At 66.2% G+C, this 25,050-nt stretch carries 31 protein-coding genes, 2 pseudogenes and 1 other annotated feature; of the genes and pseudogenes, 12 read left to right on the top strand and 21 right to left on the bottom strand.

The window, feature by feature from the left end; genetic code table 11:
- The first annotated feature begins 167 nt into the window (after positions 1-167).
- A complete protein-coding gene (locus tag ACN27E_RS07995) occupies positions 168-956 on the top strand; it encodes a trypsin-like serine peptidase (protein WP_422748037.1) in 789 nt (262 codons plus the stop codon).
- On the opposite strand, the gene sthA is transcribed toward ACN27E_RS07995, so the two are convergent.
- The gene (gene sthA / locus ACN27E_RS07990; RefSeq protein WP_422749704.1) at positions 937-2,343 is read right to left on the bottom strand and encodes a Si-specific NAD(P)(+) transhydrogenase; all 1,407 of its coding nucleotides are present in this window, start codon (positions 2,341-2,343) and stop codon (positions 937-939) included. The genes ACN27E_RS07995 and sthA overlap by 20 nt on opposite strands.
- Before the next feature lie 216 nt (positions 2,344-2,559).
- Here sthA and ACN27E_RS07985 point away from each other — a divergent pair, with 216 nt between their 5' ends.
- A complete protein-coding gene (locus tag ACN27E_RS07985; RefSeq protein WP_422748035.1) occupies positions 2,560-3,585 on the top strand; it encodes a DUF4192 domain-containing protein in 1,026 nt (341 codons plus the stop codon).
- Between the two features lie 10 nt (positions 3,586-3,595).
- On the opposite strand, the gene ACN27E_RS07980 is transcribed toward ACN27E_RS07985, so the two are convergent.
- From ACN27E_RS07980 to ACN27E_RS07970, 3 genes are all read right to left on the bottom strand, one after another.
- Positions 3,596-4,288, bottom strand: coding sequence for an iron dependent repressor, metal binding and dimerization domain protein (locus ACN27E_RS07980; protein WP_422748034.1), 693 nt, complete (start codon positions 4,286-4,288; stop codon positions 3,596-3,598).
- A 157-nt stretch (positions 4,289-4,445) separates the two neighbouring features.
- Positions 4,446-5,405: a sigma-70 family RNA polymerase sigma factor SigB gene (sigB, locus tag ACN27E_RS07975; RefSeq protein ID WP_207358041.1), complete on the bottom strand. Its 960-nt coding sequence runs from the start codon at positions 5,403-5,405 to the stop codon at positions 4,446-4,448.
- A gap of 143 nt (positions 5,406-5,548) precedes the next feature.
- Positions 5,549-5,950: a DUF3099 domain-containing protein gene (locus ACN27E_RS07970; protein WP_422748032.1), complete on the bottom strand. Its 402-nt coding sequence runs from the start codon at positions 5,948-5,950 to the stop codon at positions 5,549-5,551.
- 77 nt (positions 5,951-6,027) lie between these two features.
- Between ACN27E_RS07970 and ACN27E_RS07965 the strand changes: the two genes are divergently transcribed.
- Positions 6,028-6,264 (top strand): DUF3039 domain-containing protein, encoded by a 237-nt coding sequence (locus ACN27E_RS07965; protein ID WP_066829222.1) that lies wholly within the window; start codon positions 6,028-6,030, stop codon positions 6,262-6,264.
- Here ACN27E_RS07965 and ACN27E_RS07960 read toward each other — a convergent pair.
- Both ACN27E_RS07960 and ACN27E_RS07955 read right to left on the bottom strand, forming a co-directional pair.
- A complete protein-coding gene (locus tag ACN27E_RS07960) occupies positions 6,254-7,192 on the bottom strand; it encodes a YihY/virulence factor BrkB family protein (protein WP_422748030.1) in 939 nt (312 codons plus the stop codon). The genes ACN27E_RS07965 and ACN27E_RS07960 overlap by 11 nt on opposite strands.
- A 63-nt stretch (positions 7,193-7,255) precedes the next feature.
- Positions 7,256-7,447 carry a DUF7455 domain-containing protein gene (locus tag ACN27E_RS07955; protein WP_422748028.1) on the bottom strand — a complete coding sequence of 64 codons (192 nt, stop codon included), beginning with the start codon at positions 7,445-7,447 and terminating at the stop codon, positions 7,256-7,258.
- Positions 7,448-7,604: 157 nt separating this feature from the next.
- Between ACN27E_RS07955 and ACN27E_RS07950 the strand changes: the two genes are divergently transcribed.
- Positions 7,605-7,997, top strand: coding sequence for a DUF952 domain-containing protein (locus tag ACN27E_RS07950; RefSeq protein WP_422748026.1), 393 nt, complete (start codon positions 7,605-7,607; stop codon positions 7,995-7,997).
- Here the strand turns inward: ACN27E_RS07950 and ACN27E_RS07945 are convergent.
- Both ACN27E_RS07945 and ACN27E_RS07940 read right to left on the bottom strand, forming a co-directional pair.
- Positions 7,982-8,350: a RidA family protein gene (locus tag ACN27E_RS07945; RefSeq protein ID WP_422748024.1), complete on the bottom strand. Its 369-nt coding sequence runs from the start codon at positions 8,348-8,350 to the stop codon at positions 7,982-7,984. The genes ACN27E_RS07950 and ACN27E_RS07945 overlap by 16 nt on opposite strands.
- Positions 8,350-9,474, bottom strand: a complete 1,125-nt coding sequence (locus tag ACN27E_RS07940; protein ID WP_422748022.1) for a methyltransferase — start codon at positions 9,472-9,474, stop codon at positions 8,350-8,352. Before ACN27E_RS07940 ends, ACN27E_RS07945 begins: the two co-directional genes overlap by 1 nt.
- A 190-nt stretch (positions 9,475-9,664) precedes the next feature.
- Between ACN27E_RS07940 and ACN27E_RS07935 the strand changes: the two genes are divergently transcribed.
- The 4 genes from ACN27E_RS07935 (at position 9,665) to ACN27E_RS07920 (ending at position 11,193) form a co-directional block, all read left to right on the top strand.
- Complete coding sequence (locus ACN27E_RS07935; protein ID WP_422748021.1) at positions 9,665-9,841, top strand: zinc finger domain-containing protein; 177 nt, start codon at positions 9,665-9,667, stop codon at positions 9,839-9,841.
- Positions 9,838-10,191 (top strand): hypothetical protein, encoded by a 354-nt coding sequence (locus ACN27E_RS07930; protein ID WP_422748019.1) that lies wholly within the window; start codon positions 9,838-9,840, stop codon positions 10,189-10,191. The genes ACN27E_RS07935 and ACN27E_RS07930 overlap by 4 nt, the downstream gene beginning before the upstream one ends.
- A complete protein-coding gene (locus tag ACN27E_RS07925; RefSeq protein ID WP_422748017.1) occupies positions 10,188-10,475 on the top strand; it encodes a hypothetical protein in 288 nt (95 codons plus the stop codon). The genes ACN27E_RS07930 and ACN27E_RS07925 overlap by 4 nt, the downstream gene beginning before the upstream one ends.
- A 277-nt stretch (positions 10,476-10,752) precedes the next feature.
- Positions 10,753-11,193, top strand: a complete 441-nt coding sequence (locus tag ACN27E_RS07920; protein WP_422748016.1) for a hypothetical protein — start codon at positions 10,753-10,755, stop codon at positions 11,191-11,193.
- Positions 11,194-11,292: 99 nt separating this feature from the next.
- On the opposite strand, the gene ACN27E_RS07915 is transcribed toward ACN27E_RS07920, so the two are convergent.
- The 11 genes from ACN27E_RS07915 to ACN27E_RS07865 all read right to left on the bottom strand — a co-directional run bounded on the left by ACN27E_RS07915 (position 11,293) and on the right by ACN27E_RS07865 (position 19,065).
- Positions 11,293-11,628, bottom strand: coding sequence for a hypothetical protein (locus ACN27E_RS07915; protein WP_422748015.1), 336 nt, complete (start codon positions 11,626-11,628; stop codon positions 11,293-11,295).
- A gap of 547 nt (positions 11,629-12,175) precedes the next feature.
- Positions 12,176-13,437, bottom strand: a protein-coding gene (locus ACN27E_RS07910) for an IS3 family transposase (protein WP_422747100.1) whose coding sequence is annotated in 2 segments (ribosomal slippage) — positions 12,176-13,149 and positions 13,149-13,437 — 1,263 coding nt in all. Because the reading frame shifts where the segments join, the coding sequence is not laid out codon by codon here.
- Positions 13,438-13,485: 48 nt separating this feature from the next.
- A complete protein-coding gene (locus ACN27E_RS07905) occupies positions 13,486-14,127 on the bottom strand; it encodes a hypothetical protein (RefSeq protein ID WP_422748013.1) in 642 nt (213 codons plus the stop codon).
- Between the two features lie 131 nt (positions 14,128-14,258).
- A complete protein-coding gene (locus tag ACN27E_RS07900; protein WP_422748012.1) occupies positions 14,259-14,726 on the bottom strand; it encodes a hypothetical protein in 468 nt (155 codons plus the stop codon).
- 20 nt (positions 14,727-14,746) lie between these two features.
- Entirely contained in the window at positions 14,747-15,628 is an 882-nt protein-coding gene (locus tag ACN27E_RS07895; protein ID WP_422748010.1) for a major capsid protein, read from the bottom strand.
- Between the two features lie 13 nt (positions 15,629-15,641).
- Positions 15,642-16,028 carry a DUF2190 family protein gene (locus tag ACN27E_RS07890; protein WP_422748008.1) on the bottom strand — a complete coding sequence of 129 codons (387 nt, stop codon included), beginning with the start codon at positions 16,026-16,028 and terminating at the stop codon, positions 15,642-15,644.
- 3 nt (positions 16,029-16,031) lie between these two features.
- Positions 16,032-16,613, bottom strand: coding sequence for a hypothetical protein (locus ACN27E_RS07885; protein WP_422748006.1), 582 nt, complete (start codon positions 16,611-16,613; stop codon positions 16,032-16,034).
- A 32-nt stretch (positions 16,614-16,645) separates the two neighbouring features.
- Entirely contained in the window at positions 16,646-17,029 is a 384-nt protein-coding gene (locus ACN27E_RS07880; protein ID WP_422748003.1) for a helix-turn-helix domain-containing protein, read from the bottom strand.
- Positions 17,026-17,271 (bottom strand): hypothetical protein, encoded by a 246-nt coding sequence (locus tag ACN27E_RS07875; RefSeq protein ID WP_422748002.1) that lies wholly within the window; start codon positions 17,269-17,271, stop codon positions 17,026-17,028. The genes ACN27E_RS07880 and ACN27E_RS07875 overlap by 4 nt, the downstream gene beginning before the upstream one ends.
- Before the next feature lie 395 nt (positions 17,272-17,666).
- Positions 17,667-18,089, bottom strand: a complete 423-nt coding sequence (locus ACN27E_RS07870; protein WP_422748000.1) for a hypothetical protein — start codon at positions 18,087-18,089, stop codon at positions 17,667-17,669.
- The gene (locus ACN27E_RS07865) at positions 18,082-19,065 is read right to left on the bottom strand and encodes an AAA family ATPase (protein ID WP_422747998.1); all 984 of its coding nucleotides are present in this window, start codon (positions 19,063-19,065) and stop codon (positions 18,082-18,084) included. The genes ACN27E_RS07870 and ACN27E_RS07865 overlap by 8 nt, the downstream gene beginning before the upstream one ends.
- Before the next feature lie 238 nt (positions 19,066-19,303).
- Between ACN27E_RS07865 and istA the strand changes: the two genes are divergently transcribed.
- From istA to istB, 4 genes and pseudogenes are all read left to right on the top strand, one after another.
- A complete protein-coding gene (gene istA, locus ACN27E_RS07860) occupies positions 19,304-20,518 on the top strand; it encodes an IS21 family transposase (RefSeq protein ID WP_422747997.1) in 1,215 nt (404 codons plus the stop codon).
- A pseudogene (locus ACN27E_RS07855) lies at positions 20,518-20,730 on the top strand (AAA family ATPase); the annotation flags it as partial. The gene istA and the pseudogene ACN27E_RS07855, both read left to right, overlap by 1 nt.
- Positions 20,731-20,778: 48 nt before the next feature.
- Positions 20,779-22,019 (top strand): IS3 family transposase gene (locus tag ACN27E_RS07850; protein ID WP_422746150.1). Its coding sequence is split into 2 segments (ribosomal slippage): positions 20,779-21,064 and positions 21,064-22,019, totalling 1,242 coding nucleotides; the frame shifts between segments, so codons are not numbered across the junction.
- Positions 21,054-21,170 (top strand) — a sequence feature (AL1L pseudoknot). It overlaps the preceding gene by 117 nt.
- Positions 22,020-22,041: 22 nt before the next feature.
- Positions 22,042-22,647 (top strand): annotated as a pseudogene (gene istB, locus ACN27E_RS07845) (IS21-like element helper ATPase IstB); the annotation flags it as partial.
- A 1,015-nt stretch (positions 22,648-23,662) separates the two neighbouring features.
- On the opposite strand, the gene ACN27E_RS07840 reads toward istB, so the two are convergent.
- Both ACN27E_RS07840 and ACN27E_RS07835 read right to left on the bottom strand, forming a co-directional pair.
- Positions 23,663-24,106: a hypothetical protein gene (locus ACN27E_RS07840; protein WP_422747995.1), complete on the bottom strand. Its 444-nt coding sequence runs from the start codon at positions 24,104-24,106 to the stop codon at positions 23,663-23,665.
- Positions 24,103-25,011: a tyrosine-type recombinase/integrase gene (locus ACN27E_RS07835; protein ID WP_422747993.1), complete on the bottom strand. Its 909-nt coding sequence runs from the start codon at positions 25,009-25,011 to the stop codon at positions 24,103-24,105. Before ACN27E_RS07835 ends, ACN27E_RS07840 begins: the two co-directional genes overlap by 4 nt.
- Positions 25,012-25,050: the final 39 nt, after the last annotated feature.

Genomic DNA, 25,050 nt, shown 5'->3' with positions numbered 1-25,050 from the left:
CCTCCTGGTGAACCAGTGTTGCGCATGTTGCGGTCCCCGCCGCAAGGAGGCCGCCTCAGGGCCAACATCGCCCGGGCAGGGCCGCATTCCACCGAGGATGCCCCGGCCGGGGAGCGGCGAATCGCTTCAGTGAGCGCATCCACAGCCACATCGGGCACCATCGCACTATGCAGCCACGGGTGCGCCACCTCGTTGCGGTCGTGCTGACCGCGGGGTGCGCCTGCGCGGCGGCCGCGTGCACGACGGCGCCGGCCGAACGCGACCAGTCCGCGGTCTCGTCGCTGGCCATCGCCGCCCCGGTGCGCCCGGACCCTCGCATCGGCGCGCTGTTCCCGGGGGACGGGACGGTGCACACCTGCAGCGCCTCGGTGCTCGACACCCCCGGCGCCGACCTCATCCTGACCGCTGCGCACTGTCTGGCCGGTCATCCGGACGCGACGTTCGTGCCCGGGTTGACCGAGGGGGCAGCCGACGACGGTATCCGGGTTCAGGCGGTCTACCTCGATCCCCGCTGGCTGTCCGATCAGGATCCCCGCGCAGACTTCGCAATTCTGCGGCTTGACGCCGCTGTGCCGGCCGCCGGCCGGGGGGTGACCGTCGGTGCGGCGCCGCGGGCGGGAACGGCGGTGACCGTCGAGGGCTATGCCGGTGGGGAGGGCGTCACGCCGATCGGGTGCCGCGCCCCGACCGAGTTGGTCGTCGGTTTCCCGGAATTGCCCTGCGCCGGGCTGGTGGCCGGCATGAGCGGCGCCCCGTGGATCGTCGGCTCAACCGTGGTCGGCCTCATCGGCGGCCTGGATGGCGGGGGCTGTGACGATGACCTCTCGTATTCGCCGCCCTTCGACGCGGCCATCACCGATCTGCTCGCCCGGGCTCAGGCAGGCGGGAACGGTGACGTCGCCCCGGTCGCCGACGACGACGGCTGCTCGGCCGAGCTCACCCCCGGAACTGGCTGAGGGCCCGCAGCTTGTTCATCACGTCCAGCGCGGCCACCTTGTAGGCCTCGGAGAAGGTCGGATAGTTGAACACCGCGTCGACGAGATACTCGACGGTGCCGCCGCACCCCATCACGGCCTGGCCGATGTGCACCATCTCGGTGGCGTTGGTGCCGAAGATGTGCACGCCCAGCAGACGCAGGTCCTCGGTCGACACCAGCAGTTTGAGCATGCCGTAGGAGTCGCCGGCGATCTGGCCGCGAGCGAGCTCGCGGTACCGCGAGACGCCCACCTCGTACGGGATCGAATCCTTGGTGAGGTCGACCTCGGTGGCGCCGACGTAGGACACCTCGGGGATCGAGTAGATGCCGATCGGCTGGAGCTCGGTCATGGAACGACTGGGTTCGTCGAACGCGTGGTAGGTGGCCAGCCGGCCCTGGTCCATCGACGTGGCCGCCAGCGCTGGGAAGCCGATCACGTCGCCGACGGCGTAGATGTGGTCGACCTTGGTGCGGTAGTTCTCGTCGACGAAGATGCGGCCTCGGGCGTCGGCTTCCAACCCGGCGTTCTCCAGATCGAGGTGATCGGTCTGGCCTTGGCGGCCGGCCGAGTACATCACGGTCTCCGCGGGGATCTGCTTACCGCTGGCCAACGTGGTGACCGTGCCGGCCGCACCGACGTCGACCGCAGTGACCTCCTCGCCGAAGCGGAAGGTGACGGCAAGGTCGCGCAGATGGAACTTGAGCGCCTCGATGATCTCGGGATCGCAGAAATCCAGCATGTTGGTGCGCTTCTCGACCACCGTCACCTTGGTGCCCAGCGCGGCGAACATCGAGGCGTATTCGATGCCGATCACCCCGGCGCCGACCACCACCATCGACGACGGGATGAACGTCAGGTCGAGGATGCCGTCGGAGTCGAGCACCCGCTGCTCGTCGAACTCGACACCGACCGGTCTGGCCGGTTTGGTGCCGGTGGCGATGACGATCTTGCGGCCGCTGACGGTCACCCGTTCGGCGCGGTTGGGGTCCTCCACCAGCACGGTGTGTTCGTCGACGAATCGGGCGTGCCCGACGTAGAGCTCGATGCGGTTGCGCATCAGCTGGCTGCGCACCACATCGATCTCCTTGCCGATGACGTGCTGCGTGCGCGCCATGAGGTCGGCAGGGGTGATCTTCTCCTTCACCCGGTAGCTGGCGCCGTAGAGCTCGCGCTGGCTCATGCCGGTCAGGTACACCACGGCTTCGCGCAATGTCTTCGAGGGGATCGTGCCGGTGTTGACGCACACCCCGCCGAGCATGCGGCCGCGCTCGATGACCGCCACCGTCTTGCCCAGCTTCGCCGCGGCGATCGCCGCCTTCTGCCCGCCCGGGCCGGAGCCGATGACGACGAGGTCGTACTCCTGCATGGAACCCATGGCAACAGATCTACGCCGCCGGGCGGCGTCGCGCATGTCGACCGACGTCAATAGCGCGTGAACATTTTTCTGTCCGGGACCGGCAGCGTGCCTGACCCGGCCGGTCAGCGGTCACCTGGATCCCCAGCGGCGAATCCATCCCCAGGCGCCCGGTTGCGCGGCCCCGCGGCGGCCGCCGTGACGGTCGCGACGGCCAATGTTCCTGCTATGACGACATCGCGCTTTTCCGATCACACCCTCGACCATCCCGGCATGCTGATCGCGGCGCTGCCCGCGGTACTCGGTTTCGTCCCGGAACGCTCCCTGGTGCTGCTCACCGTGGACTGTGGCGAGCTGGGATGCGTCCTGCGCATCGATCTGCCCGACCCGCCGGCGCAGATGACCCGTGACCTCGCGCATCTGGCCGAGGTGGCGGCCACGGCGCAGCCGGACGCCGCGATCGCGGTGGTGGTCGACGCCGGGGGCGGTGACCACTGCGATCTCACCGACGATCTGGCCGAGCTGCTCGCCATCCACGGCATCGAACTGCTCGATGCGCACGTGGTGGACCGGGTCGCCGAAGGCGGCCGCTGGTGGTGCGCCGACGGATGTGGCCGCGGTGGACTGATCGACGACCCGTCAGCGTCGCCGATGGCCATGGCCGCGGTGCTCGACGGGCGCCGGCTGTACCCGCGCCGAGCCGATCTGGAGGCGGTCATCGCCGTCGATTCCCGACGCGCCGCAGCGCTGCACAAGGTGATGGGCCCACCGACCGGTCTGGAGTCGGCGCGCGAGGCCCGTGCGGCCGTCGAGGACGCCGTGGCACTCGCCGCCCGGGTGGCCGGGGGACAGGCCATCACCGACGTCGAGGCGGCCCGCGTGGGGGCTGCATTGCGGGACGTGCGCGTCCGCGACACCCTGTTCGCGCTCGCGGTCGGTGTCGAGGCCGGATCCGCCGAAGCACTGTGGGCGACGCTGGCGCGCCTGCTGCCGACACCGTGGCGCACCGAGGCGCAGGTTCTGCTGGCGTTCTCGGCCTACTCCCGAGGCGACGGACCCCTGGCCGGGGTTGCACTCGAGGCGGCACTGCGGGCGGCTCCGGAGCACCGGATGGCGGGCATGCTGGATCAGGCGCTGCAGTCGGGGATGCGCCCGGACCGGATCCGGGAACTCGCCGTCACCGGATACCGGTTGGCCGACCAGCTGGGGGTCCGCCTGCCACCGCGCCGCCTGTTCGGGCGGCGCGCGGGTTGAGGCGGGCGGCTCAGACCTTCTCGACCTTGACGGCGTGGGCCATGTGGTGGGGCAGCTCGACCTGTTCGTGGCCGGGGATGATGATGTGCACGCCGCCGTGATCAGCGGCCTCGACCGTCACGCGCGCGTTGGGCACCACGCCCGCGTCCTTGAGGCGCGCGATCAGCTCGGCGTCGCCCTGTACGTGCTCGGTGAGTTGGCGCACCACCACCGCCACCGGCATGCCGGCGGGCAGTTCGGTGAGCCGCACGAGATTGACCGCTTCCGCGCGCGCCGAGGCGGCCAGGCCCAGTTCGGTGAGGCCGGGGATGGGGTTGCCGAACGGGGATGTCGTCGGATTGTCGAGCACCTGCACCAGGCGGCGCTCGACATCCTCGCTCATGACGTGCTCCCAGCGGCAGGCCTCGGCGTGCACCTCTTCCCACGGCAGGCCGATCACGTCGACCAGCAGCCGCTCGGCCAGCCGGTGTTTGCGCATCACGGCGATGGCCAGCGAGCGACCCTTGTCGGTGAGTTCGAGGTGCCGGTCCCCGGCGACGTGCAGCAGACCGTCGCGCTCCATCCGCGACACGGTCTGGCTCACCGTCGGGCCGCTCTGATCGAGGCGTTCGGCGATGCGCGCACGCAGCGGAATGACGCCCTCTTCCTCGAGGTCGTAAATCGTCCGCAGGTACATCTCGGTGGTATCGATCAGATCGTTCATTCGGCGCCTCTCAACCCCTGTTGCCCGCACGAGTCTACCGGCTGACCCGCGTCATCTGCGGTCTCTCGTCGTGACGACACACACGTGCGGGCAAGGCCTGCGCGCACCGACGACATCGGGCCCGCCGGCTGATGCGGCGGGCCCGAGGGTCGTCGTACTAGCTCGCGTACGAACGCAGCCGGTCGGCGCGTTCGCCGTTGCGCAGCTTGGCCATCACCTCGCGCTCGATCTGGCGGACCCGCTCGCGGGACAGCCCGAACAGTTTGCCGATCTGGTCGAGGGTGCGCGGCTGACCGTCGTCGAGGCCGAAGCGCAGACGGATCACCTGCTGCTCACGTTCATCGAGAGTGGCCAGCACGTGGCGGATGTCGGTGTGCAGCAGCTCGGAGATGACGGCGTTCTCGGCCGACATCGCCTCGGCGTCCTCGATGAAGTCGCCCAGGGGCGCTTCCTCGTCGCTGCCGACCGGCATGTCGAGGCTCACCGGGTCACGGCTGTGCTCGAGCAGGTCGGTGATCTTCTCGACGGGGATGCCGGACTCGGCGGCGAGTTCCTCGTCGGTCGCCTCCCGCCCGAGGTTCTGGTGCATCTCGCGCTTGATCCGGGCGAGCTTGTTCACCTGCTCGACCAGGTGGACCGGCAGCCGGATGGTGCGGCTCTGGTCGGCCATACCGCGGGTGATCGCCTGGCGGATCCACCAGGTCGCATAGGTCGAGAACTTGAAGCCCTTGGTGTAGTCGAACTTCTCCATGGCGCGGATCAAGCCCAGGTTGCCCTCCTGGATCAGGTCGAGCAACGGCATCCCGCGTCCGGTGTAGCGCTTGGCGAGTGAGACCACCAGGCGCAGGTTCGCCTCCAGCAGATGACGGCGGGCCGCTTCACCGTCGCGCACCACGGCCGCCAGCTCGCGCTTGCGATTGTCGCCGAGGCGCTTCTTGGTGTTGAGCAGGTGCTGGGCGTAGAGCCCGGCTTCGATCCGCTTGGCGAGCTCCACCTCGTCGGCCGCGTTCAGCAGGGCGGTCTTGCCGATGCCGTTCAGATACACGCGTACCAGATCAGCGGCGGGACTCTGAGCGTCCAGATCGCTGTCGATGCGGCTGGTGGTGGCATTTGCCATGACGGCCTCCTGACTGGGTCGAACTGTCATGAGCTACAACGTTCAAGTGCCGTCAGTAGTTCCCGGACATCACCGGCTTCACACGTCGTGATCAGCGGTTTTTCCGGGGCGACCTGAGAATGTCCTGAGATGTGGGACGCAGATCAGCGCGGGCCGTCGTACTCGCGCTCGGTCTCGCCCGGTTGCGCTACCGGTTCGGCGCGGTACTCCAGAGCCGGCCGTTCGGCGGTCGGGAAGAGGGGGATGCGTCGGTGATGGTCGAACCGGCGCGGCTCCTCGGCGCGGCGGGGCGGCCGGTCGTTGGCGATCAGCACCGCCATCCAGGGCAGCGGAATGGAGACCACGACGATCGCCAGGGAGATGAGCCCGTTCTCCCAGATGCTGTAGGCGACCGCGGCGAGAATCAGCGCCGGGATCCGGAAGGACATCAGCGTCAAATACTTGCGGACGCGCTGGCGGTGCTGCTCTTCGTAGGCGGGCGCGGCGCGGGTGATCAGAACTGGCCGACCCTCATCGTCGAAACCCAGCTCGGGGCCGTGTTTCATACCTCCACTGTGGCACAGACGGCGGCACCTGTGCCGGTGACATTTCTTACCGAATGCTTGCCGGGCACAATGGACGCATGGAGACGCAGACGATCGAGCGCCCGGACACCGACGAACGTCTCGACGACGGATCCGACAGCGACCGCCCCAAGTTCTTTCATTACGTCAAAAAGGACAAGATCGCCGAAAGTGCCGTAATGGGCACCCACGTCGTCGCCCTGTGCGGTGAAGTGTTCCCGGTGACCAAATCGGCCAAGCCGGGTTCGCCGGTCTGCCCCGACTGCAAGCGGATCTACGAGTCGCTCAAGAAGTAGGGGGACCGTCGGGCGTGGTCCGCGTGCCTAACCACCCGCGCACGCGGTGGGCGTGGGTCATGGGTGCCGGCCACTCCTCTTCGATGGCCGCGTTGAGTTCGGCGCCGATCATGATGGCGAAGCCGAGGAAGAACGCGAACAGCAGGAAGGCGATCGGCGTCGCCAGCGCCCCGTAGGTGTAGCCCGTGCTGGTGATCCATTGCAGGTACACCCGCAGTCCCAGCGTCGCCACGAGGAAGACGACCGTCGCCAGCACCGCACCCGGCACCAGGCGGTGGGAGGGCAACGGTTTGGGCAGCGACACCCGGAACAGGATGTTGATCGCGATGGCGAGGCTGATGAACAGCGTCGGCCAGTAGCCGAATCGGAGCAGGTCGTCCCACCCGTCGGGGATGACGCGTGCGACCTTGCGGGGCCCCAGCACCAACAGCGGTGCCGCCGCGATGGCGAACACCAACATCACCACGTACAGGCCCAGCGCGTAGAACCGCTGCCGCACCGGGTGGCGCAGCGGCGTCTGGTCGTGGGCCTCGACGATCGAGTCCACGAACGCTGAGATGGCCGACGAGCCGGCCCACAACGAGATCACGAAGCCCAACGAGACCACCTCGCCTCGCGCGCCCAGGACGATGTGGCGCACGGTCGGCTCGATGATCTCGTTGACGACGTTCGACGAGAAAAAGCTGTTCGCCGTGCGAATCAGTTGGTTCTCGATAGTAGGTAGTACATCCGGTCCGAACAGCGGGGCCACATAGGCCAGACTGCCGAGCATCCCCAGAAGCAGGGGCGGTAGCGACAGCGCGCACCAGAACGCGGCCTGAGCCGACTCCGCGAAGATCGAGTCGTCCCAACTCTTCGACAAGGTACGCCGAATGATGGGCCAAATGTGGTGACGCGATTGCGTTACCCGCCGAGGCTGGTCTGTCATTACCAGACCAGCATTACCGATGCTCGGCGGTAACGCCGGTAAAGGCCGATGGCCGGTGTGGCGTTACTGCTCCGCGGGGCTGACTTCAAGCACCGCGGCCGACTCGATGAGCTTGGCCTCATGCTCGTTGGCGTGGTGCTGGCAGAACAGCAGCTCGAATCCGGAGGGCAGCTTCGCGCGCACACGTGCAGCGGCTCCGCAGCGATCGCAGCGATCAGCCCGCGTCAGTTCGGGACTGGTCAGAGTTGCGGTCATGACTCCTCCATTCCTACTTACGACGGTTCGGGCGGTTCGCCCTCCCCGCGTATCTCCACTCTGTCAGACGTATTCGGTTCCGGCCTTGTTCCCTGGGGGTTCACCGGTGTGTCGTGTCTCACGTCATCCCGAGTAGCTGGCCCGTCAGGCTAGAGCTATGTACCCAGAATCGACACGTAAATCACCTTTGTTTGTACACGTCTGTGGAGCCGCCGAGTGGGAATCCAGCTCAGCCCTAGGCGAACACCGGCCCGCCTCGCTCGCCGAGGTCGGTTTCGTGCACCTGTCGACCCCCGAGCAGGTGCATCTGCCGGCCAACCGGCTCTTCCGGGGGAGGACGGATCTCGTTCTGCTGCACGTGGACCCGGCGCTGTTGTCGGATCCGGTCCGGTGGGAACCGGGGGTTGCCGACGACCCGGCGTCGATGCGTTTCCCGCATCTGTACGGGCCGTTGCCGACCGCAGCGGTGATCGGTGTCACGCCATATCGGCCGGAGCCGGACGGATTGTTCGCCCCACCCGCTCGGTTGCCGGGTCAGAGCGGGCGGTAGGCGTCGGCTTCGATCTCGACCAGGAGCTCCGGGGAGATCAGCGCGGAGACCTCGACCATCGTGGACACCGGCCGGATGTCCCCGAACACCTCCGCGTGGACCGCGCCCACCTCGCGCCACCGCGAGATGTCGGTGACGTAGATGCGGGTGCGCACCACGTCGGACAGGGACGCCTCCACGCCGGACAAAGCAACTTCTATGCGGCGCAACGCATCCCGGGTTTGAGCCGCGGCGTCGCGACCGCGGCCGGTGGTGCCTGCGACGGCGATGTTTCCGCCGATCCGGACGGCGCGCGAATAGCCAACGAGGGCTTCGTATTCCGAACCGGACCCGTGGCTGATCCGGTCGTGCATCAGACCGGCTCGGCTTCGATCAACGACAGGGGAGTCACCGTCTCGACCACTCGGGTCAGCCGGAAACCGCTGCGTGCCAACAAATTCGCGTACTCCGCACGGGTGCGCTCGCGGCCGCCGGCGGTGACCAGCATCTCCAGGTCGAGCAGATGCCCGATGAACGCGTCGGCGCGCTCGGGCAGCACCATCTCCAGAAGCAGCAGTCTGCCGCCGGTGGCGATCGCGGTGCGGATGTTGCGCAGGATCCGGACCGCGTCGTCATCCTGCCAGTCGTGGATGATGTTCTTCATCACATACGCGTCGCCGCCCTCGGGCACCGCGTCCATGAAAGATCCGCCGGTCACCGAGGCGCGTGCCTGCACGCCCGCGGCAGCGAAGGTCGGCCCGGCATCCTGCACCACCGAGGGCAGATCTAAGAGGATGCCGCGGGCCTCGGGGGCGCTGCGCAGGATGGTCGAGAGCACCGAGCCGTGGCCGCCGCCGACGTCGACGACGAGACCGAACCCGGTGAAGTCGTACCGGCTCAGCGCCACCTCGTCGGCCAGCCCGCTGCCGGCGGTCATCGCCAGATTGAACACCTCGGCGAACTCCGGGTCGGTCTCGAGGTAGGCGAAGAAGGGTGCCCCGTGCAGTTCGGAGAATGCCGTTCGGCCGGTCCGCACCGAGTGTTCGAGGTGTCCCCAGTCGGCCCAGCGGATCGGGTGCCCGACGAACAGGATCATGTCGCGCAGCGAGCCGTCCACACCCGATCGCAGCGCGTCCCCGACCCGGGTCAGCGAGAACGAGCCGTCGGCGCGGTGGGTGAGCACGCCTCGGCTCGCCAGTGCCCGCATCAGTCGGTAGACGCCGTCGGGATCGGCGCCGACGCGTTCGGCCACCGTCGCCGCCCGCGCGGGCCCGGCGGCAAGCTGGTCGGCGATCCCGAGCCGGGCGGCGGAGTACAGCGCCGCCGTCGTCCACGCGCCGGTGCCGAGCTCGAGCAGTGCGATGTTGCCCGGCACCGTGGAACGGTGCAGCCGAGCCAGACCGGCGCGGACCCGGTCGACGTAGCGGACCAGCCGCTGCGGCGGCGCCGCCCGCTTCCGATCGGCTGACCGGATCACCGGTGCATTAGGTCGTCCCATGGCAGCGACAGTAAATGACCCGCCTTGAACAATTCTTGGACGGCGCTTGGTGCGTTCTAGTCCAGGTAGTCGCGCAGTAGGGACGCATGAGCGCTGTAGGCGTCATGGGTTGATGCTGTTCGCGTCAGAGCGCTATGGCCCTCAATATCCTGGATTGACGGTGCTCCGCTCACGAGCAGGAGCCTAATCGATGACAACCGAACCGCACCCCGCACTCGCGCACCTCTGCCCGTTCTGTCGATCGCAGCCGACCGTGCCGTGCTCAGACATCCTGGGCGGCCGGCCCCGCGCAGTCGGCCCACACCTGAGCCGAATCGCCGCCGCTGTAGACCCGCACGGCGTTCGCGGACGGGAGTCGAACCGATGACCACCACCGAACGAATCCCAAGCGTTCCGCTGCCGGCGGGCGCAGATGACGGCCCAAATCGGAACGACGACTGGCAGCCCGCCCAGTACGGCTTTCCCGGCTACCGCTGTGTCGCGTTCACGACGGGTGAAGACATCCGATGCGTTGCCGTGCAGTACGAGGACGGGCGGATCGCAACCGAGGGCGGCGACGCACCTCTGATCTACATCGGGGGCAGCGAGTACCTGCCCGACGAGGCCCGCAAGTATGCGGATGCGATCCGAGCCGCAGTCGACATCGCCGACCACTTGGCAGGTGTCCCACTTGGGACAGCTGAACTTCCCCGCGTGGCGACTGGAGGCGTACGGTGAGCGCGACGTGTGGCTTCGACTGGTGCGCCAATACCGACGATCACAAAGAGCACACCTGGACCGATGGGGTCTCCGCGACCAGCATCACCGGAAAGGTGCGGCACGTATCGGTATGGAACTCGATACAAGAAGGCTGCGCTGAACCCATCCTGATCGGCATCGAGGGCGGCCCCGAAGAAGTCGATGACGGGTACGAGGCGTGGTTGACCATCGACGATGCAGAGCACCTGCTCGCGGCGCTGACCCAGGCTATTCAGCACGCACACGAGGGGGCCCAGCGATGACCGCGGCCGAGAAGCTGAGCACAATTCCCCGGCCATGCGACATCCTCGATGCGTCACTGCGCCTGACACCTGACGAGGCCGAGAAGCTAACCGGCGCTCTACTCGAGACCGCGAGATTGGTGCGCAAGAGCCCTTTACCGCCGCCCTAAGCTAAGAAGTTCTCACCCCTCGGCCCCCGCCTTCGATCTACGGTGCGGGGGCCGAGTCACATCAGCGCCCCGCACTTTCACCGACCATGTCGGTCGCCACCGATAGGCTCTCGCCAGGAGGCGAGAGTATGGCGACGAGACTGAGCGCATCTCAGCAGCGCAACGGCGTTTCTGAGGGCATCGCGCTAGGATTTTGCATCCTCGGGCGGACTGAGTTCCGCTTCGACAAGCTGCGGATCGACCTCGCCTTCGAGCGCGCGTGGCGCGACTGGCCGGATCGGTATCGGTCGCAATATCCACAGGTCAGCACGGACTTGCGGAATGGCAGCGACGCCGTCTGGAAGATGCTCCACGCTAGCCACCGCAGCCGGGTGTTCGCGCTCTACTGGGATTGGGAGAGCCCCGGTCCGATCACGATCTATGCCCGGCAGGACGACTGGGATCCCGAAGATCCGGACGATGTGGACTTCGCGGTCAGCGTCATCTCAGGCGATGTGCCGGCCGACGGGTGGGTCTTGCTGGCGCGCACCTTCCTCGAAGATTTTGATCGTCAGTACGAGCAAGACTGACCGGCTCTAGCCAGAAGCGAGCCTCGATCCGAGGCGTCGAGGTCACCCTCCAACGCGGCGCAGAAAAGACCGCGGCTGAACGACACCCCTGGTAGGGGGCTAAGCGAGCGCCAAATTGCGAGTCGACTTGACCTCATGGCCGAGATCAGCCTCGACACCCACCGCTGTCAGCGCAATCTGTAGCGCGGTGACCGCCTGGAGGAGCCCGCGCTCTGATCCGTCGGCCACCTCGATAGTGAACGACGCCTCTAACGTCGAGGCCACCGCCGTGTAGTCGACGTCAAAGCCCTGCTTCGCGAACTCGTCAATAACCGAGTCCAGGAAATCCTCGAACCGAGCGGGATCGTCCTTCGAGCCACCTTCGGTAGTGAACTGCATCTCAATCTCGAACATCGCCGGCAACTGACTCACTTCCCTTCTCAGTTGTTCCAACACGTTGCACGAGACAGCTGATTCCTCAACTGCTGCTCATAGTACGGATTCGACGGACTCAACTTGACGGTCTTGATGTGCATAGCGTCACAAGGGCATTTCAGCTTAAAGTACCTGTTCGGACGTTTCTCCACCCGCCATCCTTTCGCCTCAGCTTCGCGAAGGACTTGCTCAAGCTCCTTGGTGGGATGCCGCGGTCGCGTCACGTGCTCACAGTCCTCCCCGCTAGGCCGCTGGCTGCCGGTTTCGGTCAAGCTCAGCCGATCACGACGGAAGCCGACAGTGATCTTAGCCAGCGTCTCATCAGCCCACCCTCGTCCGTACGTAGACAGCCCAGCCTCTACGATTCTGCGGCCCGCAGCGACAGCAGCCGCCAACCCTGCTGACCAAGGTGATACGCCGCCATGTAGGCGTTCGCCATCCGGGCGAGGGAACCGCCCGTCTGGAACTCGGCGATGCCGTCCTCGCCGGCGAGTTTGGTCTGGATGGTTCCCGGCGTGCCGAAAAGTGAACCGCCCCGGGGAGTCCGGAGACTTTCTGATTTGAGGACTCAGCTGGCGGCTGGCCTCGTTCGTTGAGCGTAGTAGGCAGCCTCAAGCTCGGCCGGTGGGATGTCGCCGCAGTACCCGTAGAGCCGGCGGTGGTTGAACCAGTCGACCCAGCGGGCGGTCGCTAGCTCGACGTCCTCGATGGTGCGCCAAGGCTTGCCCGGTTTGATCAGTTCGGTCTTGTAGAGGCCGTTGATGGTCTCGGCGAGCGCGTTGTCATAGGAGCTTCCGACCGCACCGACCGACGGCTGAATACCCGCCTCGGCGAGGCGTTCGGTGAACCGGATGGACGTATACTGTGAGCCTCTATCCGTATGGTGGACAACATCTTTCAAATCGATAACACCGTCTCGCTGTCGTGCCCAGATGGCCTGCTCGATCGAGTCGAGCACCATCGTGGTCGCCATCGTCGATGCCACCCGCCAGCCCAGGATCCGGCGGGCATAGGCATCGGTGACAAACGCGACGTAGGCGAACCCCGACCAGGTCGACACATAGGTCAGATCAGCCACCCAGAGCCGATTCGGGGCGACCGGGCCGAAGCGGCGCCCGACCAGATCAGCTGGCCGCACAGCACCCGGATCAGTGATGGTCGTGGCGGTGGCCTTGCCCCGCACCGCACCGGTCAACCCGAGGTCGGCCATCAGCCGCTCCACCGTGCAGCGGGCCACCTCGATGCCCTCGCGGTTGAGCGCCAACCACACCTTGCGCGCCCCATAGACGCCGTAGTTGGCGGCGTGAACACGGTTGACGTGGGCTTTGAGTTCCTCGTCGCGCACCTCGCGGCGAGTGGGCTCCCGCTCGAGATGCTCGTAATAGGTCGAGGGGGCGATCTGCACACCGAGCCCGACGAGCTCGGCGCAGATCGACTGGACACCCCAGCGCAGACCATCAGGGCCATCGCGGCGGCCCTGATGCTCAGCGATGAATCGACAGACTAGTGGTGTGGCCGGTCCAGTTCGGCCGCGAAGAAAGCCGATGCCGTCTTCAAGATAGCGTTGGCTCGCTTGAGTTCGGCGTTCTCCCGGCGCAGCTTCTTGAGCTCAGCGGATTCCTCGGTCGTGGTTCCCGGCCGGGCGCCGGCATCGACCTGGGCCTGGCGCACCCACTTACGCACCGTCTCAGCCGTACCGACCCCCAACAGCCGGGCGACTTCACCCATCGCTGCCCACTCCGACTCGTGCTGATCGCTGATCTCGGCGACCATGCGCACCGCCCGCTCACGCAGCTCCGGCGGATACCTCCTCGACGAACCACCTGACATGACCCCATCCTTCCCAAGAAGTGGAGTCTCCGGACATGCCGGGGTGGTTCAAAGCGACCACGGGAACCCGTGAGCGGCGCCGGATGTGCTACGCCACGCGAGCACAGCTTCTTTGGCGAGGTCCGCCCGCTTAAAACACTCGGTCGCGGCTTCGCGGACCATCTGTGTGTTGTCGAGCGTGGCTACTTGCACATCGGCATCGCGCTTGGTCTTCAGTTCGGCTTTACGTTGCGCGATAACAGCGGTGACGGTGTCTGTTCCCATGTGCGGGGTGTCGGCAAGTTGTTGGGCCTCTTGCAGCCACTGCAGGTGCCTTTTGTATGACTCAGTCAGGATCGTCCTAGTACGTGCCAGCCGAGTGGCCGAGTCGCTCGGGGCTAGCACCCATACGGCCTGGCTTGCGCCCACTAATGCAGTCCGGCAGAGGGTCAGATGTGCCGACGGGAAAAGGGTCCGCGCCTCGACGTGTCTGCGGATCGCGTTCAGATGGTCCGATGCGGCAGCTAGGCCCGACCAAACTACCTGCGAAGCAGGGAACCCGGGCCAGTCCTCGTCGTCGGCCGCAAGCTGGGAGGAAGCCGGGGGCTGAAACGGCTGACTCAACCGGACCTGCCACTCTGCGATCGTTTCAAAGGTACCGATTACGGCCGCTGCGGCAAAAGCCTCGCTGCCGAAGGGTTGATCGGTCATAGCGAGCGATCATCGCACTTCCAGGCCTGTCACCCTGCGAACATTCCGGCCGCCGTGGAAAAAAATTCCTGACTGACCGGGGAGTCAGGTGGTGGGGGCCACCCTAGATATTTTCGGCCCACCTGGATCGGTCAGCGGAACCACTCGGCCGTCTCACTGTGGGGCGCGCTGGCTTCGACGCCGTGGCCGATCTCGGTCAGAGGTACTGCAGTCTCGTCAGGCACTGAGGCGAGCACGTCAGCCATACCGGGGTCGGCGGCGATGAGGTCGACCCAGTGCTTACGCCGGCTGAAGGTGATCTTGCCCTTGCCGATCGCTTTGTCGACGGCATCCTCGACGGCCTGGCGTGCTGCTGCGGCCTTGATCTGCCGGCCCTCGGCGGCGTCGTGACGCAGCGCGGTGAGAGTGTCGGTGTCGACCACTTCGAGGCCTACACGCTTGGCCGCGGCGGCGACGGCTGAGGGCTTGGCGTCGTCGATGGGTTGCCCGACGGCGTCTTTGACGGTGGCGAGGATGGTGTCGATGTCGGTGGTGTCGGACGGCAGGCCGAGCAGGTCAAGCAGTGCAGTGGCCTGGTCGTCGGTGAAGGTGAGTGCCATGGTCGGTCAGTCCTTCCGGGTCAGGCCGCGAGGCCGGTGAGCTTCTTGAGGGCGTACGGACGCTCGACGGCGAACGCGGGCACGGCGTATGCCTGCACCCACATCGACCGCGTCTTGCGCTCGTCGATGACATCGACGGTCAGCGGTCGCTCGAATCCGACAGCACCGACAGCACCGCGTTCGAGGACGTAGGCGACACCGGCGGTGACGCGGGGGTTGGAGAACATCGAGAGCCCGGCGGACTGCAGCATCGCATCGAGCTTGTCGCCGTACGCAACTCGCAGCGCGTGGGCCTGGTTCGGGTGAACGATGAGCAAGTTGTGCTTGACGCCGAGTTCCTGCAGGTCGCTCTTGAGTTGCGCGGCGGACAGGTCCGCGGTGGGAAGCGAGCCGCTGGGGGTGAGGTCATCCTCGGGGCCGATGGTGACGACGGTGCTCCAGTTGTGGCCGGTGACGGTGTTGGCGCTATCGATCGCCGCCTCGATTTTGGCGATGGCCGCGGTGTCGAGCTTGCGGGCGATGGTGTTGGCGAGCTGGGTGGTCTGCAAGTCGAGGTAGGAGACGTTGTTGCGGTCGCGCTGCTCGTCGGAGACCTGGAAGGTGCCGCCCCAGTCCTCGACGGTGGCCAGCTTGGTCTCGGGGTCCACGCCCTCGACCACCTTGTATTCCGCACCGGGCGAACGCCGTTCGACGTCGCTGGTGAAGAAATCGCTGGCTTTGATGACGTTGTAGAGGATGCCGCCGCCCTGGACCTGTGCGCCGAGGCCGCTGTAGATCTTGTCGAGGATGATCTGATCGTCGGCAAGCTTGGCGATGCGCGCGCGGATGGTGGTGGGCTGCTTGAGGGCGACGTCGACCGTCAGTGATCGGGTCGACAACTGCGGCAGGAGTGCGCTGGGCATGGGTGGATTCCTCTCAGTACAGGGAGATTTCGGCGTCGGTGTTGTTCGACGCGGCGGTCAGGGCGTATCCGACGGCGATGCCGCTGGACTGGGTGACAGCGCGGCCGGCGGTGCCGACTTCAACTTCGGCGAAGGCGGCGATCGAGCCTCCGGCGGTCACCTTGACCACGCGGGAGTTGCCGCGCACGACGGTGACGAGTTCACCGCTGGCTGCGTCGGTGGCAGCCACGCCGCAGACCCGGCCCGCGGCGGTGGCGTGGGCAACGGAGATGTTGCCTCCGCTGGCCCGATCGCCGCTGATGGCGAGGAATCGGCGGGCGGTGATCGCGCCGGTGGCTTCGGCAGTGATGTCCGCGCCGGGGGCGTAAACGCTGGGGTTGGCGATGGTGGTGGACGGCATGGGTCAGCCTTTCGTTGTGATTCGTTGGATTCGGCGGCGGCGTGCGGCGGCAACTGCGACCGCGCGTGCACGGTGATGAGCACCGTGCAGGTTGGCCGCGAGGACAACGCGTTTGGCAGCGACATCGACGCCGTAGAGCGCGCCGACGTCCTGTAGGGACTGCAGGGTCTCGATGCCCGGGGCTTGCCCTCCGAGTAGCGCCAGACCGGTCAGGACGAGCGGCCACACCGTGCCCGACTGGTCGGTAAAGCCGACGTATGCCTCGATCGAGCGATCTGGGTAGGCGTGGGGCAACAGTTTGGCGACCGGGCCGGGCACGTTGACCAAGTCGCCGACCAGCGTGCGACCGCCGTCGGACAGGCGCAGGTTGTCGACGTAGCCCAGCGCCGGTCCACCGTCGAAACGTGGGTCTTCGTGGCCGATTTTGACGACAGGCTTACGCGTGACCCCGGCACGGTGGGCTTCGATCGCTGCGACCAGGTCGGCCTCGGTAACGGTCCAGCCGTCGTCGCCCGGGCACACATGCGGATCCCAGTGGCCCACCTTGACCAGCTCGATGCCGCGGATCGTGTGCAGATCAGGCATAGCCGGCCTTCTTGTCGGCGCCGGCAAAAAGGTCAGCGGCGGCGTTCCGCTCGGGCGATAACAGCGGCTGCCGGATAGAAATAGCGCCCGCCAGCGCGATGGCCCGGCAGTACGCCTCGGCGGCGCAGATCCCGTACACCGTTGGCGGTGATGCCGAGCACCTTGGCCGCTTCCCCGGTGTCGAGTAGGTCATACAGCGCATACTGCGCCGAAACACCCTGACCGCCAACAATTCTGGCGCCTGCGACAGTTATCCCGCCTGAAACACCAGATTTTTCGCCAGCCTTGCGTAGTCGGTCGATGAATTCCCGCAGCTGCGCCGACGGCCGACGATCACGGAGCAGTTGTTCGAACGCTTCCGCGGCGTACTGCGCATCCTCGGCGCTGAGAAGCACTCCCTCCACCCGCGAGATCACGACCGCACTCCCAATTTCGAGGCCAGCCGGTGAATCTCCTCGCGTAGCACCACCAACGCTCGGTGCCTGAATTGTCTGATCAGCAGGCGCAATTCATCCCGCATGTCGTCGGCATCGAGTCCTTCGATGGCCGCAGCCCGGGAGAGTGCCTGCGCCTGTTCGTGGTGGCCTTCACTGACCGCGAGCAGCAATTGTGCTGCCCGCCAGCGCAGATGAACCATGCCGGAGAGGTCACGAATCATCAGACTCACCTCGTATCGGGGTGTAGCTCTCGGTATACGCCTGGCCGTCTCGCAGAGCATCGACCGCGCCGAGCAGCTGACGCGCAAGTTCGATGGCCTCCTCAGGTGTTGCGGCGTAACGCTGGAACCCACATCGGAAGAACACCCGCCGGGAGTCCGCAGTAGCCCACACCGCGAACCCGGTCGACTTCACACCACTGACCCTCATCCGGTTACGACCCGGCAGAAAGCGCACACCCCGTCGTCGCCGTCGGGCAGATCGCGCACACACTCTCGGCACAGGGAGCGAATGAGAGGGTCGCATTCGGGATGCGAACCTTGCTCGAGTTCGAAATCGGGCCTTTGGGTCACCTTTCGGAACACGTACTCCATCTCGTCGTCGTAGTCGAGGGGGTTCATGCGATCCTCACAGCCCGGACGTGAATGCTCTGCGTTGCAGGGTCTGTCGACACTTCATAGATGCCGGGGCTCGGTTCTCCCGGGTCGTGGCGCAGTGCGCCGCGCCATGAGCGCGGTTCCTCGGCCGCCGGGTCGGGATGCCAGACGTGGTGCGTCACGACACCGTCCTCGATCTGCGCGTACTGCTCGACGGCGCGGCCATCGCTGTAGACCATCAGGTCGTTGCCGAAGAGGTCGATGGCCATGGCGCGGATCTCGGTAACCACGTCGTGGATGGCGTCGAGTTCAATCTCGTGGCCGCTCTCGTGATCGCACGCCGATCCCCCGATGGAGTCGGTGACCCACTCTTCTCGGGCGCGAAGGATGGCAACGGCGTACTTCAGATAGTCGGCTGTGGTCGATGTGGTGGTTTCAGACATGGCTCTGCTCCTGCTGGTTGCGGTAAGTGCGTAGTGCGTTGGCGGTGCGCTGTTTTTGCCATTTGAGACGGGTACGGGCGTCCTCGACGGAGATAGGCAGTGGGTCGAGAGCGGCGAGTGCCGCCACGTCCTCGGGGGGTGCGTTCTCGTCGTCGTTGCGCTCACCTTCGGCAGGCGGGTAGATCGCCCACTCGAGGACGCCGTCCCTGAAGGCAAGGAGCTTGAAGGTTCCGGCGACGGGTTCGCGGTCCCCCACGGGGCAATGCTTGCGGAGCCCTCCGTGGCGGTCCTTATTCACGACGAGCGTGGCGCTGCCGCCGTGCCCCGGCGTGAACGGCTGTTTGACCTTCACGCGGATGGAGACACCGCCGATGGCTCGCCGCTTGGCTGCGGTTCCGCCCGGGCCCACCGCGCGCGAATCCGCGCTTTTGGCGAGGTGGTCGACGGCTAAGACCGCGGCCCCTGCCTTCGCCAGTGGTTTAAGCACATTGCTGTGAACGGTGGTGAATTCGTCAGCGCTGTTGGAATTTGATCCGTACATCGGCAGCAGCTCGCCGATGCTGTCGACGATGGCGACGGCGGGTCGCCATGCCTTGGCGTCGTCCACAACCTGACGTAGCTCCGCGCGGTCCTCAGGCTCGCAGTACCGGAACACATTCGGATCGCGTAGGGCGTCCAAGGGAGCGCCGAGGTCGACTAGCCGCCGAACGGTGGCGGGGCCGCCGTTGTGATCCAGGTCGATGACGAGCGCCCTCTTACGGCGTTTGAGAGCCTCGACCACGCATGCCATGCACAACCACGACTTGCCTGACTCGGGGTCGCCAAAGACCCAATTGACCTGCCCCGCATAGAACAGGCAGTGGCCATCAGCGCGTCGGCCGAGCACCGGTTCCGGCGGTTCCGGCATGGTTCCATCAAGGAGTGCGGAAACGTCGAGGTAGAGGGGCTTTTCGTCATCGGTTCCCGGTTCCCGCATAGAGGGTTGGGAACCGGGAACCGCGGGCAATTGATCTACGGCTGCGGTTCCCGGGCGGTTCCCAGAACCGGGAACCGCAACGGTTCCCGGTTCCGCACCCACGTTCCCGGAACCGGGAACCGTAGACGTTGCTGGCGAGCTGTCACTCGCGGCGGACCAGTCTGTCGGCTCCGGTCGAAAAGTGAGCAGGTAGTTCCGGTCGAAAAGTGAGCACCCTTCTGATTGGAGAGTGATCACTGTGGAGGATTGGGCGGAGATTCGCCGGCTGTATCGGTCGGAGAACCTGTCGCAGGCTGCGATCGCGCGGCGGTTGTCGTTGTCGCGTAACACGGTGGCCAGGGCGATCAGCGCCGAGGCGCCACCACGCTACGAGCGGGCCGCGTCGACGACGTCGGCGTGGGCGCAGATCGAGATGGCGGTACGGGTGCTGCTCGGGCAGTTCCCGACGATGCCGGCCACGGTCTTGGCCGAGCGGGTGGGCTGGACCGGTGGGCATTCCTGGTTCGCCGAGAATGTGGCCCGGATCCGCCCGGAGTATGCCCCGGCCGATCCGTGCGACCGGCTGGTGCATCGACCCGGTGAGCAGGTGCAGTGCGACCTGTGGTTCCCCGGTGCGCTGGTGCCCGATCACGCCGGAGTGCTGCGGTCGTTCCCGGTGCTGGTGATGGTCGCGGCGTATTCGCGGTTCATCGCCGCGATGATGATCCCCTCGCGGGTCACCGGTGATCTGCTGGACGGGATGTGGCAGCTACTTCAGGGCTTCGGCGCTGTGCCGCGAACACTGTTGTGGGACAACAAGTCTGGTATCGGCCAACGCGGTCGCCTAGCCGACGGAGTGGCCGGATTCTGCGGCGTACTTGCCACCCGGCTGATCCAGACCCGCCCGTACGACCCCGAATCCAAGGGGCTGGTCGAGCGGTCCAACGGCTACCTAGAGACCTCGTTTCTGCCCGGCCGGACGTTCGCCTGCGCGGCGGACTTCAACACGCAGTTGTGGGCGTGGCTGGCTGGGATCGCCAACCGCCGCACCCACGCGACCACCGGCCTGATCCCCGCTGATGCGCTCGCGGCGGATCGAGCAGCGATGGTCGCACTACCGCCGGTGGCCCCGAGCACGGGCACTACGGTGACGACCCGTCTTGGTCGCGACTACTACGTCAGTTGCGGCGGCAGCGCCTACTCGGTGCATCCGGAGGTGATCGGCCGGATGATCACCGTCACCACGTCCCTGGATCGGATCATCGCCGTCTGCGGGGACCGAGTGGTCGCCGATCACGAACGGCTCTGGGGCAGAGCCGCTCTGGTCACCGATCCGGATCACCTCGCCGCCGCGGCGGTGCTGCGAGAGCAGTTTCGAACTCGTCCCGCTGCGGGATCACATCTGGCGGTCGACGTCGAGGTGGCCGACCTGAGTGCCTACGACGCGCGGTTCGGGACCGGGGAGGTCGCCTGATGCCCGCCAAGCGCACACCGTCGGCCCCCGGTGACGCCGACAAGCTCATCGCCCATCAGGCCCGACTGCTCAAGGCCCCGCGCATCGCCGAGCACTACGCTCGGCTGGCCGAGCAGGGCCGAGCCGCCGGCTGGTCGCTGGAGGACTACCTCGGCGCGGTGCTGGCAGTAGAATCGAATGCACGTGCGGAATCCGGAGCTCGACAACGAATTTGAACTACCCCAGGTTTCCTTCCGATCTTTATAGGAGGATTGGAAGTTATGCCCCGTCAGTATCCGCCCGAGTTCCGGGCGCGTGCGATGCGCATGTTGGACGCCTCGTTGGAGGACTCGCAAGTGTCGGAGTTCGAGGCGATTAGGTCTGTTGCGAGCAAACTCGGGGTGGCCGAGGAGTCGGTGCGGCGGTGGCGGCGCAAGGCGCAGATCGATGCCGGTGAGCGCCCTGGCACCTCGACCGCAGAGCATGAGGAGATCCGCCGGCTCAAGCGCGAGGTATCCGAATTGCGCAGAGCCAACGAGATCTTGAAGTCCGCGTCAGCGTTTTTCGCAGCGGAGCTCGACCGCCCCGGGACGAAATGATCGCCTTCATCGATGCTCATCGGGATCAATTCGGGGTCGAGCTCATCTGCCGGGTTCTGCGGGCAGCTATCCCAGGGTTCATGACCTCACGGGGGTACCGGTCAGCGATCACCCGGGCGCCGTCAGACCGGGAACTGCGCGACGAGCAGCTCATCGATGACCTGCGCACCGTGCACCGTCAGAACTACTCGGTCTACGGCGTCAAGAAGATGCACCAGGCGATGAAACGCCGCGGCTGGGTCCTCGGACGCGAGCAGACGCGCAGGTTGATGCGCAAGGCCGGCCTGCGCGGTGTCCAACGCGGCAAACCGGTGTTCACCACAGTCAGCGATCCGGCTGCCCCGCGGCCCGCCGACCTGGTCAACCGCCGCTTCGGCACCGCCGCACCGAACCGGCTGTGGGTCGCCGACATCACCTACGTGCGGACCTGGCAGGGCTATTGCTACACCGCCTTCGTCACCGACGCCTGCACCAAAGCGATCAAGGGATGGGCCGTATCGGCGACGATGCGCACCCAAGACCTCCCATTGCAAGCATTCAATCATGCTGTGTGGCAATCGAACTGCGATCTATCCGAGTTGGTCCATCATTCCGACCGCGGATCGCAGTACCTATCGCTGACCTATACCGACCGGCTCGCCGAACTCGGGATCGCCCCGTCGGTCGGCTCGCGCGGCGACAGCTATGACAACGCCCTCGCCGAGTCGGTCAACGCCAGCTACAAAACCGAGCTCATCCACCCCAACCGACCGTGGCGAAGCATCGCCGACGTCGAGTTGGCAACTGCCGAGTGGGTCGCCTGGTACAACCAAGAACGCCTGCACGAGAATCTCGACTACACGACCCCAGACGAACACGAGGCCGCCCTGACCGGCACCTCACCCCATGTGAGCCAGCCCGTCCCGGCCCTCACACAACCATAGGAAGAAAACCTGGGGTAGTTCAATTCGGTATGCCGGGTTCCCAGCGATCAAGACGATCACCGATTTCGACTTCACCGCCCAACCCGCCGTCGACCGCGCCCAGATCGCCCGCCTGGAAGCCGGCGGATGGCTCGCTGAAGCGCGCAACATCGTCCTACTCGGCCCACCGGGCACCGGCAAGACCCATCTGGCCACCGCCCTGGCGATCGCCGCCGCCCACGCCGGACACCGCGTCGCATTCGCCCCCGCGACCGGCTGGATCACCCGACTGGCCGAAGCGCACCGCACCAACCGCCTCGAGGCCGAGCTGCGCAAGATCAGCCGCTACGGGCTCATCGTCATCGACGAGGTCGGCTACATCCCGTTCGACACCGAAGCGGCCAACCTGTTCTTCCAACTGGTCTCCACCCGATACGAGAAATCGTCGATCATCCTGACCTCCAACCTGCCGTTCTCCCGCTGGGGACAGGTCTTCGGCGAGGCCACCATCGCCTCGGCCATGATCGACCGGATCGTGCACCACGCCGACGTCATCGCCCTCAAGGGCACCAGCTACCGCATCAAACACACCGCGATCGACACGCTGCCCTCCGTGGAAGCCGATCGTCAGGCAGACTCAACCCCGTAAACCTGCTCACTTTTCAACCGGAGCAGGCTGCTCAGGATTCAACCGGAGCCGACACCAGTCATCCGGAAGGGTCGGATTCGAAATCGCACCCTCCTGCTTGGCGTTAAGCCGTTCTGCGATGGCCCTTCCGCGGCCGATGAGATCGGAAGTCATGCGGCCACCCCCGAGTTCGCCGCGTGCACTCTCAGGGACAGTTCACGATCTGTACCGCCCCGGCGATACAAGGCCCTCAGCACCTCGATGGGCAGAACCGGGAACTGACCGGCCGCGAGGACATGGACAGCCGCATCGCGCCACGCGTCAAGAGCCTTCTCGGACAACGGAGGCTCGGTGCATCGGCAGGGCCACGGGTCTCGGCAGCCGCAGTCCAGCGGAGGCAATCTGTGTGTCGCTGCGTGGCGGCGCTTCCATGCCGCGATGCCGTGGGCGATCACGATGCCACCGCCTCGCGGAGAAGCGCACGGCGGCAACGCCGGCCGCAACCGCGCGAAATCGACACGACGGCGGACAGAGGGCGCCGGCAACGGCGGCAACGCGCTACATCTTCGGTAGAATCCTGGTCATCGACTGTGGCGGTTGACGTGGATGCCCGGGCAACAAGTCCCGGGCTTCTTCGTATCTGGGTCATGACGCCGACCGCCGCCGCCGGGCCTGCGCGCTCTTGAGCGCCAGCCTGGCGAAGTAAGCCTTACGCGCGTGCGCGGCCCGCCGCGCACGTTCAGCTGGCAAGAGCGACCCATCGGGGTCGACCTGTTGCTCGAATCTGTCGAGCATTGCCCTGCGCGCGTTGGCTGTTCGTGCCGCGCGATCTTCGGTCCTGGCCCAGGATTCGTGGGCCGCGATCTGGCCGACAATGGACTTCTCGGTTGGGGTGAGTCTGTTGGCAGGCACGACGAAACCTCCACAAATGTGAAGGCCCGTTGGAGACCTACCCTGAGGGCGTACCGTCCGGTGGGGGAGCCGTAGCCGGACGGGGCGGCTGTTGACGCACAGTGTACCGAACGCTGTGCCTCATTCAGTTGGTGAGCTGATACTCGGCGTGTCCGGACGCTGCGGCCGTGCCGAGGTCGGCGGCCAAGCCGAAGTACTCGAACGATCCGCTATAGGAGCAGCGTTTGCGCGGGCACTCCAGAACGAGTTCAACCCGGTGGTATGTGCCTATCCGGTCGCTCGTCTGCTTCAGCAATCCTGCTGTGCCCCTCGGCGGCCGACGCAGGGCCGCTTCGATGAGGTCGTAAATTGGTTCCTCAGGATCGAATTGGCGGTTCTTGTCGAGAGGCGAGAGCAAGACGAGGTGGTCATCAAGGTTTATGACTGCTACAGCCTGTATGAAATGCCCTTTCGTGCAGAGCAAGCGCATCTCCCACGCCCGCAGCCCGCTGATGTCGATGTTCAACTTCGAAACTTCCGGTTCCGCAGCAAGGCGCGCTCTCACCACGTCTGCGAGATCAGTGCTCACAGTTCCCCCAGTCCCAGGCCGCGAGCCTCGGCGGCAGCACGGTCGGCCGCAGTCGATCGCGTGTAGCGGTCGATCATGTCGCGCGTCGACCAGCCTGCCACGGCCATTAACCCACCCTCGGAACCACCGGCGGCTAGCCAGCGTGACGCCGCCGTGTGCCGCAGCAGATGGGGGTGAAAGCCGGTCAGCCCCGCGAGGTCGGCGCGGTACTTCAGCGTCTTGTGCAGTCCGTCATAGTTGAAGCCCTTGCCGCGGTCTCCGAGCCACAAGGCCGCGGTGTCGGCGAGCAGGTGGGTCCGGCGCATGCGGGTGTACCGATCGATGGCGCGGGCGGTCTGCGGCCCGAACGGCGACGTGCGGCCCTTGCCGCCCTTGCCCCGGTGCACGGTCGCCAGCCCACGCGCTAAGTCGACATCATCGACCTTCAGCCCCACGACCTCGCCGGCGCGCATGCCGGTCTCGACCATCAGCCGCACGATCGCTTCGTCGCGCCGATCACGCATGTCCGGGCCGGCGCACGCCTTCACCAACCGGCGCACCTCATCGTCAGTCAGCGAGTTGGTGATCTTCGCGTCAAGCTTCGGCGCCTTGAGGCCGAGCAGCGGATCCGTGGGGATCTCGCCCTCTTCCTCCAACCATGCCGAGAACCGTCGCACGGCAAGCTGGCGCGCCCTCGCCGTGGCCGCTTCGACGCCGCTGTCGAGCAGATCGGCGACGAACCCCTTGACCAGATCGCGCTCCAGGGCCGGGGTGTGGCCGTTGGTGTCGCACCAGCGGAAGAACGCCCGCACGCCGTCGCCGTAGGACTTCAGCGTGGCCGGTGATTTCCGCTCGGCGCGCAGCGCGAGCTCCCAAGAGGGCAGCATGGCCACCAGATCAAGGGGGACCGGTTTGCGACGCGCCATGCCGAATATCTTGACTGACAGCGCTGTGCATGCCTACTA

This window comes from Mycobacterium sp. WMMD1722, assembly GCF_049315205.1.
Taxonomy (GTDB): Bacteria; Actinomycetota; Actinomycetes; order Mycobacteriales; family Mycobacteriaceae; genus Mycobacterium.
This window is presented reverse-complemented; position numbering and strand designations above follow the sequence as displayed.

What these genes read in the sequence shown, in the direction of transcription:
- ACN27E_RS07905 (WP_422748013.1), bottom strand. Translation starts at nt 14,127, where the DNA reads ATGACCGATCAACCCTTCGGCAGCGAGGCTTTTGCCGCAGCGGCCGTA.
- ACN27E_RS07900 (WP_422748012.1), bottom strand. Translation starts at nt 14,726, where the DNA reads ATGGCACTCACCTTCACCGACGACCAGGCCACTGCACTGCTTGACCTG.
- ACN27E_RS07985 (WP_422748035.1), top strand. Translation starts at nt 2,560, where the DNA reads ATGACGACATCGCGCTTTTCCGATCACACCCTCGACCATCCCGGCATG.
- ACN27E_RS07995 (WP_422748037.1), top strand. Translation starts at nt 168, where the DNA reads ATGCAGCCACGGGTGCGCCACCTCGTTGCGGTCGTGCTGACCGCGGGG.
- sigB (WP_207358041.1), bottom strand. Translation starts at nt 5,405, where the DNA reads ATGGCAAATGCCACCACCAGCCGCATCGACAGCGATCTGGACGCTCAG.
- ACN27E_RS07930 (WP_422748019.1), top strand. Translation starts at nt 9,838, where the DNA reads ATGACCACCACCGAACGAATCCCAAGCGTTCCGCTGCCGGCGGGCGCA.
- ACN27E_RS07935 (WP_422748021.1), top strand. Translation starts at nt 9,665, where the DNA reads ATGACAACCGAACCGCACCCCGCACTCGCGCACCTCTGCCCGTTCTGT.
- ACN27E_RS07945 (WP_422748024.1), bottom strand. Translation starts at nt 8,350, where the DNA reads ATGCACGACCGGATCAGCCACGGGTCCGGTTCGGAATACGAAGCCCTC.
- ACN27E_RS07940 (WP_422748022.1), bottom strand. Translation starts at nt 9,474, where the DNA reads ATGGGACGACCTAATGCACCGGTGATCCGGTCAGCCGATCGGAAGCGG.
- ACN27E_RS07870 (WP_422748000.1), bottom strand. Translation starts at nt 18,089, where the DNA reads ATGTCTGAAACCACCACATCGACCACAGCCGACTATCTGAAGTACGCC.
- ACN27E_RS07885 (WP_422748006.1), bottom strand. Translation starts at nt 16,613, where the DNA reads ATGCCTGATCTGCACACGATCCGCGGCATCGAGCTGGTCAAGGTGGGC.
- ACN27E_RS07865 (WP_422747998.1), bottom strand. Translation starts at nt 19,065, where the DNA reads ATGCGGGAACCGGGAACCGATGACGAAAAGCCCCTCTACCTCGACGTT.
- ACN27E_RS07920 (WP_422748016.1), top strand. Translation starts at nt 10,753, where the DNA reads ATGGCGACGAGACTGAGCGCATCTCAGCAGCGCAACGGCGTTTCTGAG.
- ACN27E_RS07970 (WP_422748032.1), bottom strand. Translation starts at nt 5,950, where the DNA reads ATGAAACACGGCCCCGAGCTGGGTTTCGACGATGAGGGTCGGCCAGTT.
- ACN27E_RS07875 (WP_422748002.1), bottom strand. Translation starts at nt 17,271, where the DNA reads ATGATTCGTGACCTCTCCGGCATGGTTCATCTGCGCTGGCGGGCAGCA.
- ACN27E_RS07895 (WP_422748010.1), bottom strand. Translation starts at nt 15,628, where the DNA reads ATGCCCAGCGCACTCCTGCCGCAGTTGTCGACCCGATCACTGACGGTC.
- ACN27E_RS07980 (WP_422748034.1), bottom strand. Translation starts at nt 4,288, where the DNA reads ATGAACGATCTGATCGATACCACCGAGATGTACCTGCGGACGATTTAC.
- ACN27E_RS07950 (WP_422748026.1), top strand. Translation starts at nt 7,605, where the DNA reads ATGTACCCAGAATCGACACGTAAATCACCTTTGTTTGTACACGTCTGT.
- ACN27E_RS07955 (WP_422748028.1), bottom strand. Translation starts at nt 7,447, where the DNA reads ATGACCGCAACTCTGACCAGTCCCGAACTGACGCGGGCTGATCGCTGC.
- ACN27E_RS07890 (WP_422748008.1), bottom strand. Translation starts at nt 16,028, where the DNA reads ATGCCGTCCACCACCATCGCCAACCCCAGCGTTTACGCCCCCGGCGCG.
- sthA (WP_422749704.1), bottom strand. Translation starts at nt 2,343, where the DNA reads ATGCAGGAGTACGACCTCGTCGTCATCGGCTCCGGCCCGGGCGGGCAG.
- ACN27E_RS07960 (WP_422748030.1), bottom strand. Translation starts at nt 7,192, where the DNA reads ATGACAGACCAGCCTCGGCGGGTAACGCAATCGCGTCACCACATTTGG.
- ACN27E_RS07965 (WP_066829222.1), top strand. Translation starts at nt 6,028, where the DNA reads ATGGAGACGCAGACGATCGAGCGCCCGGACACCGACGAACGTCTCGAC.
- ACN27E_RS07835 (WP_422747993.1), bottom strand. Translation starts at nt 25,011, where the DNA reads ATGGCGCGTCGCAAACCGGTCCCCCTTGATCTGGTGGCCATGCTGCCC.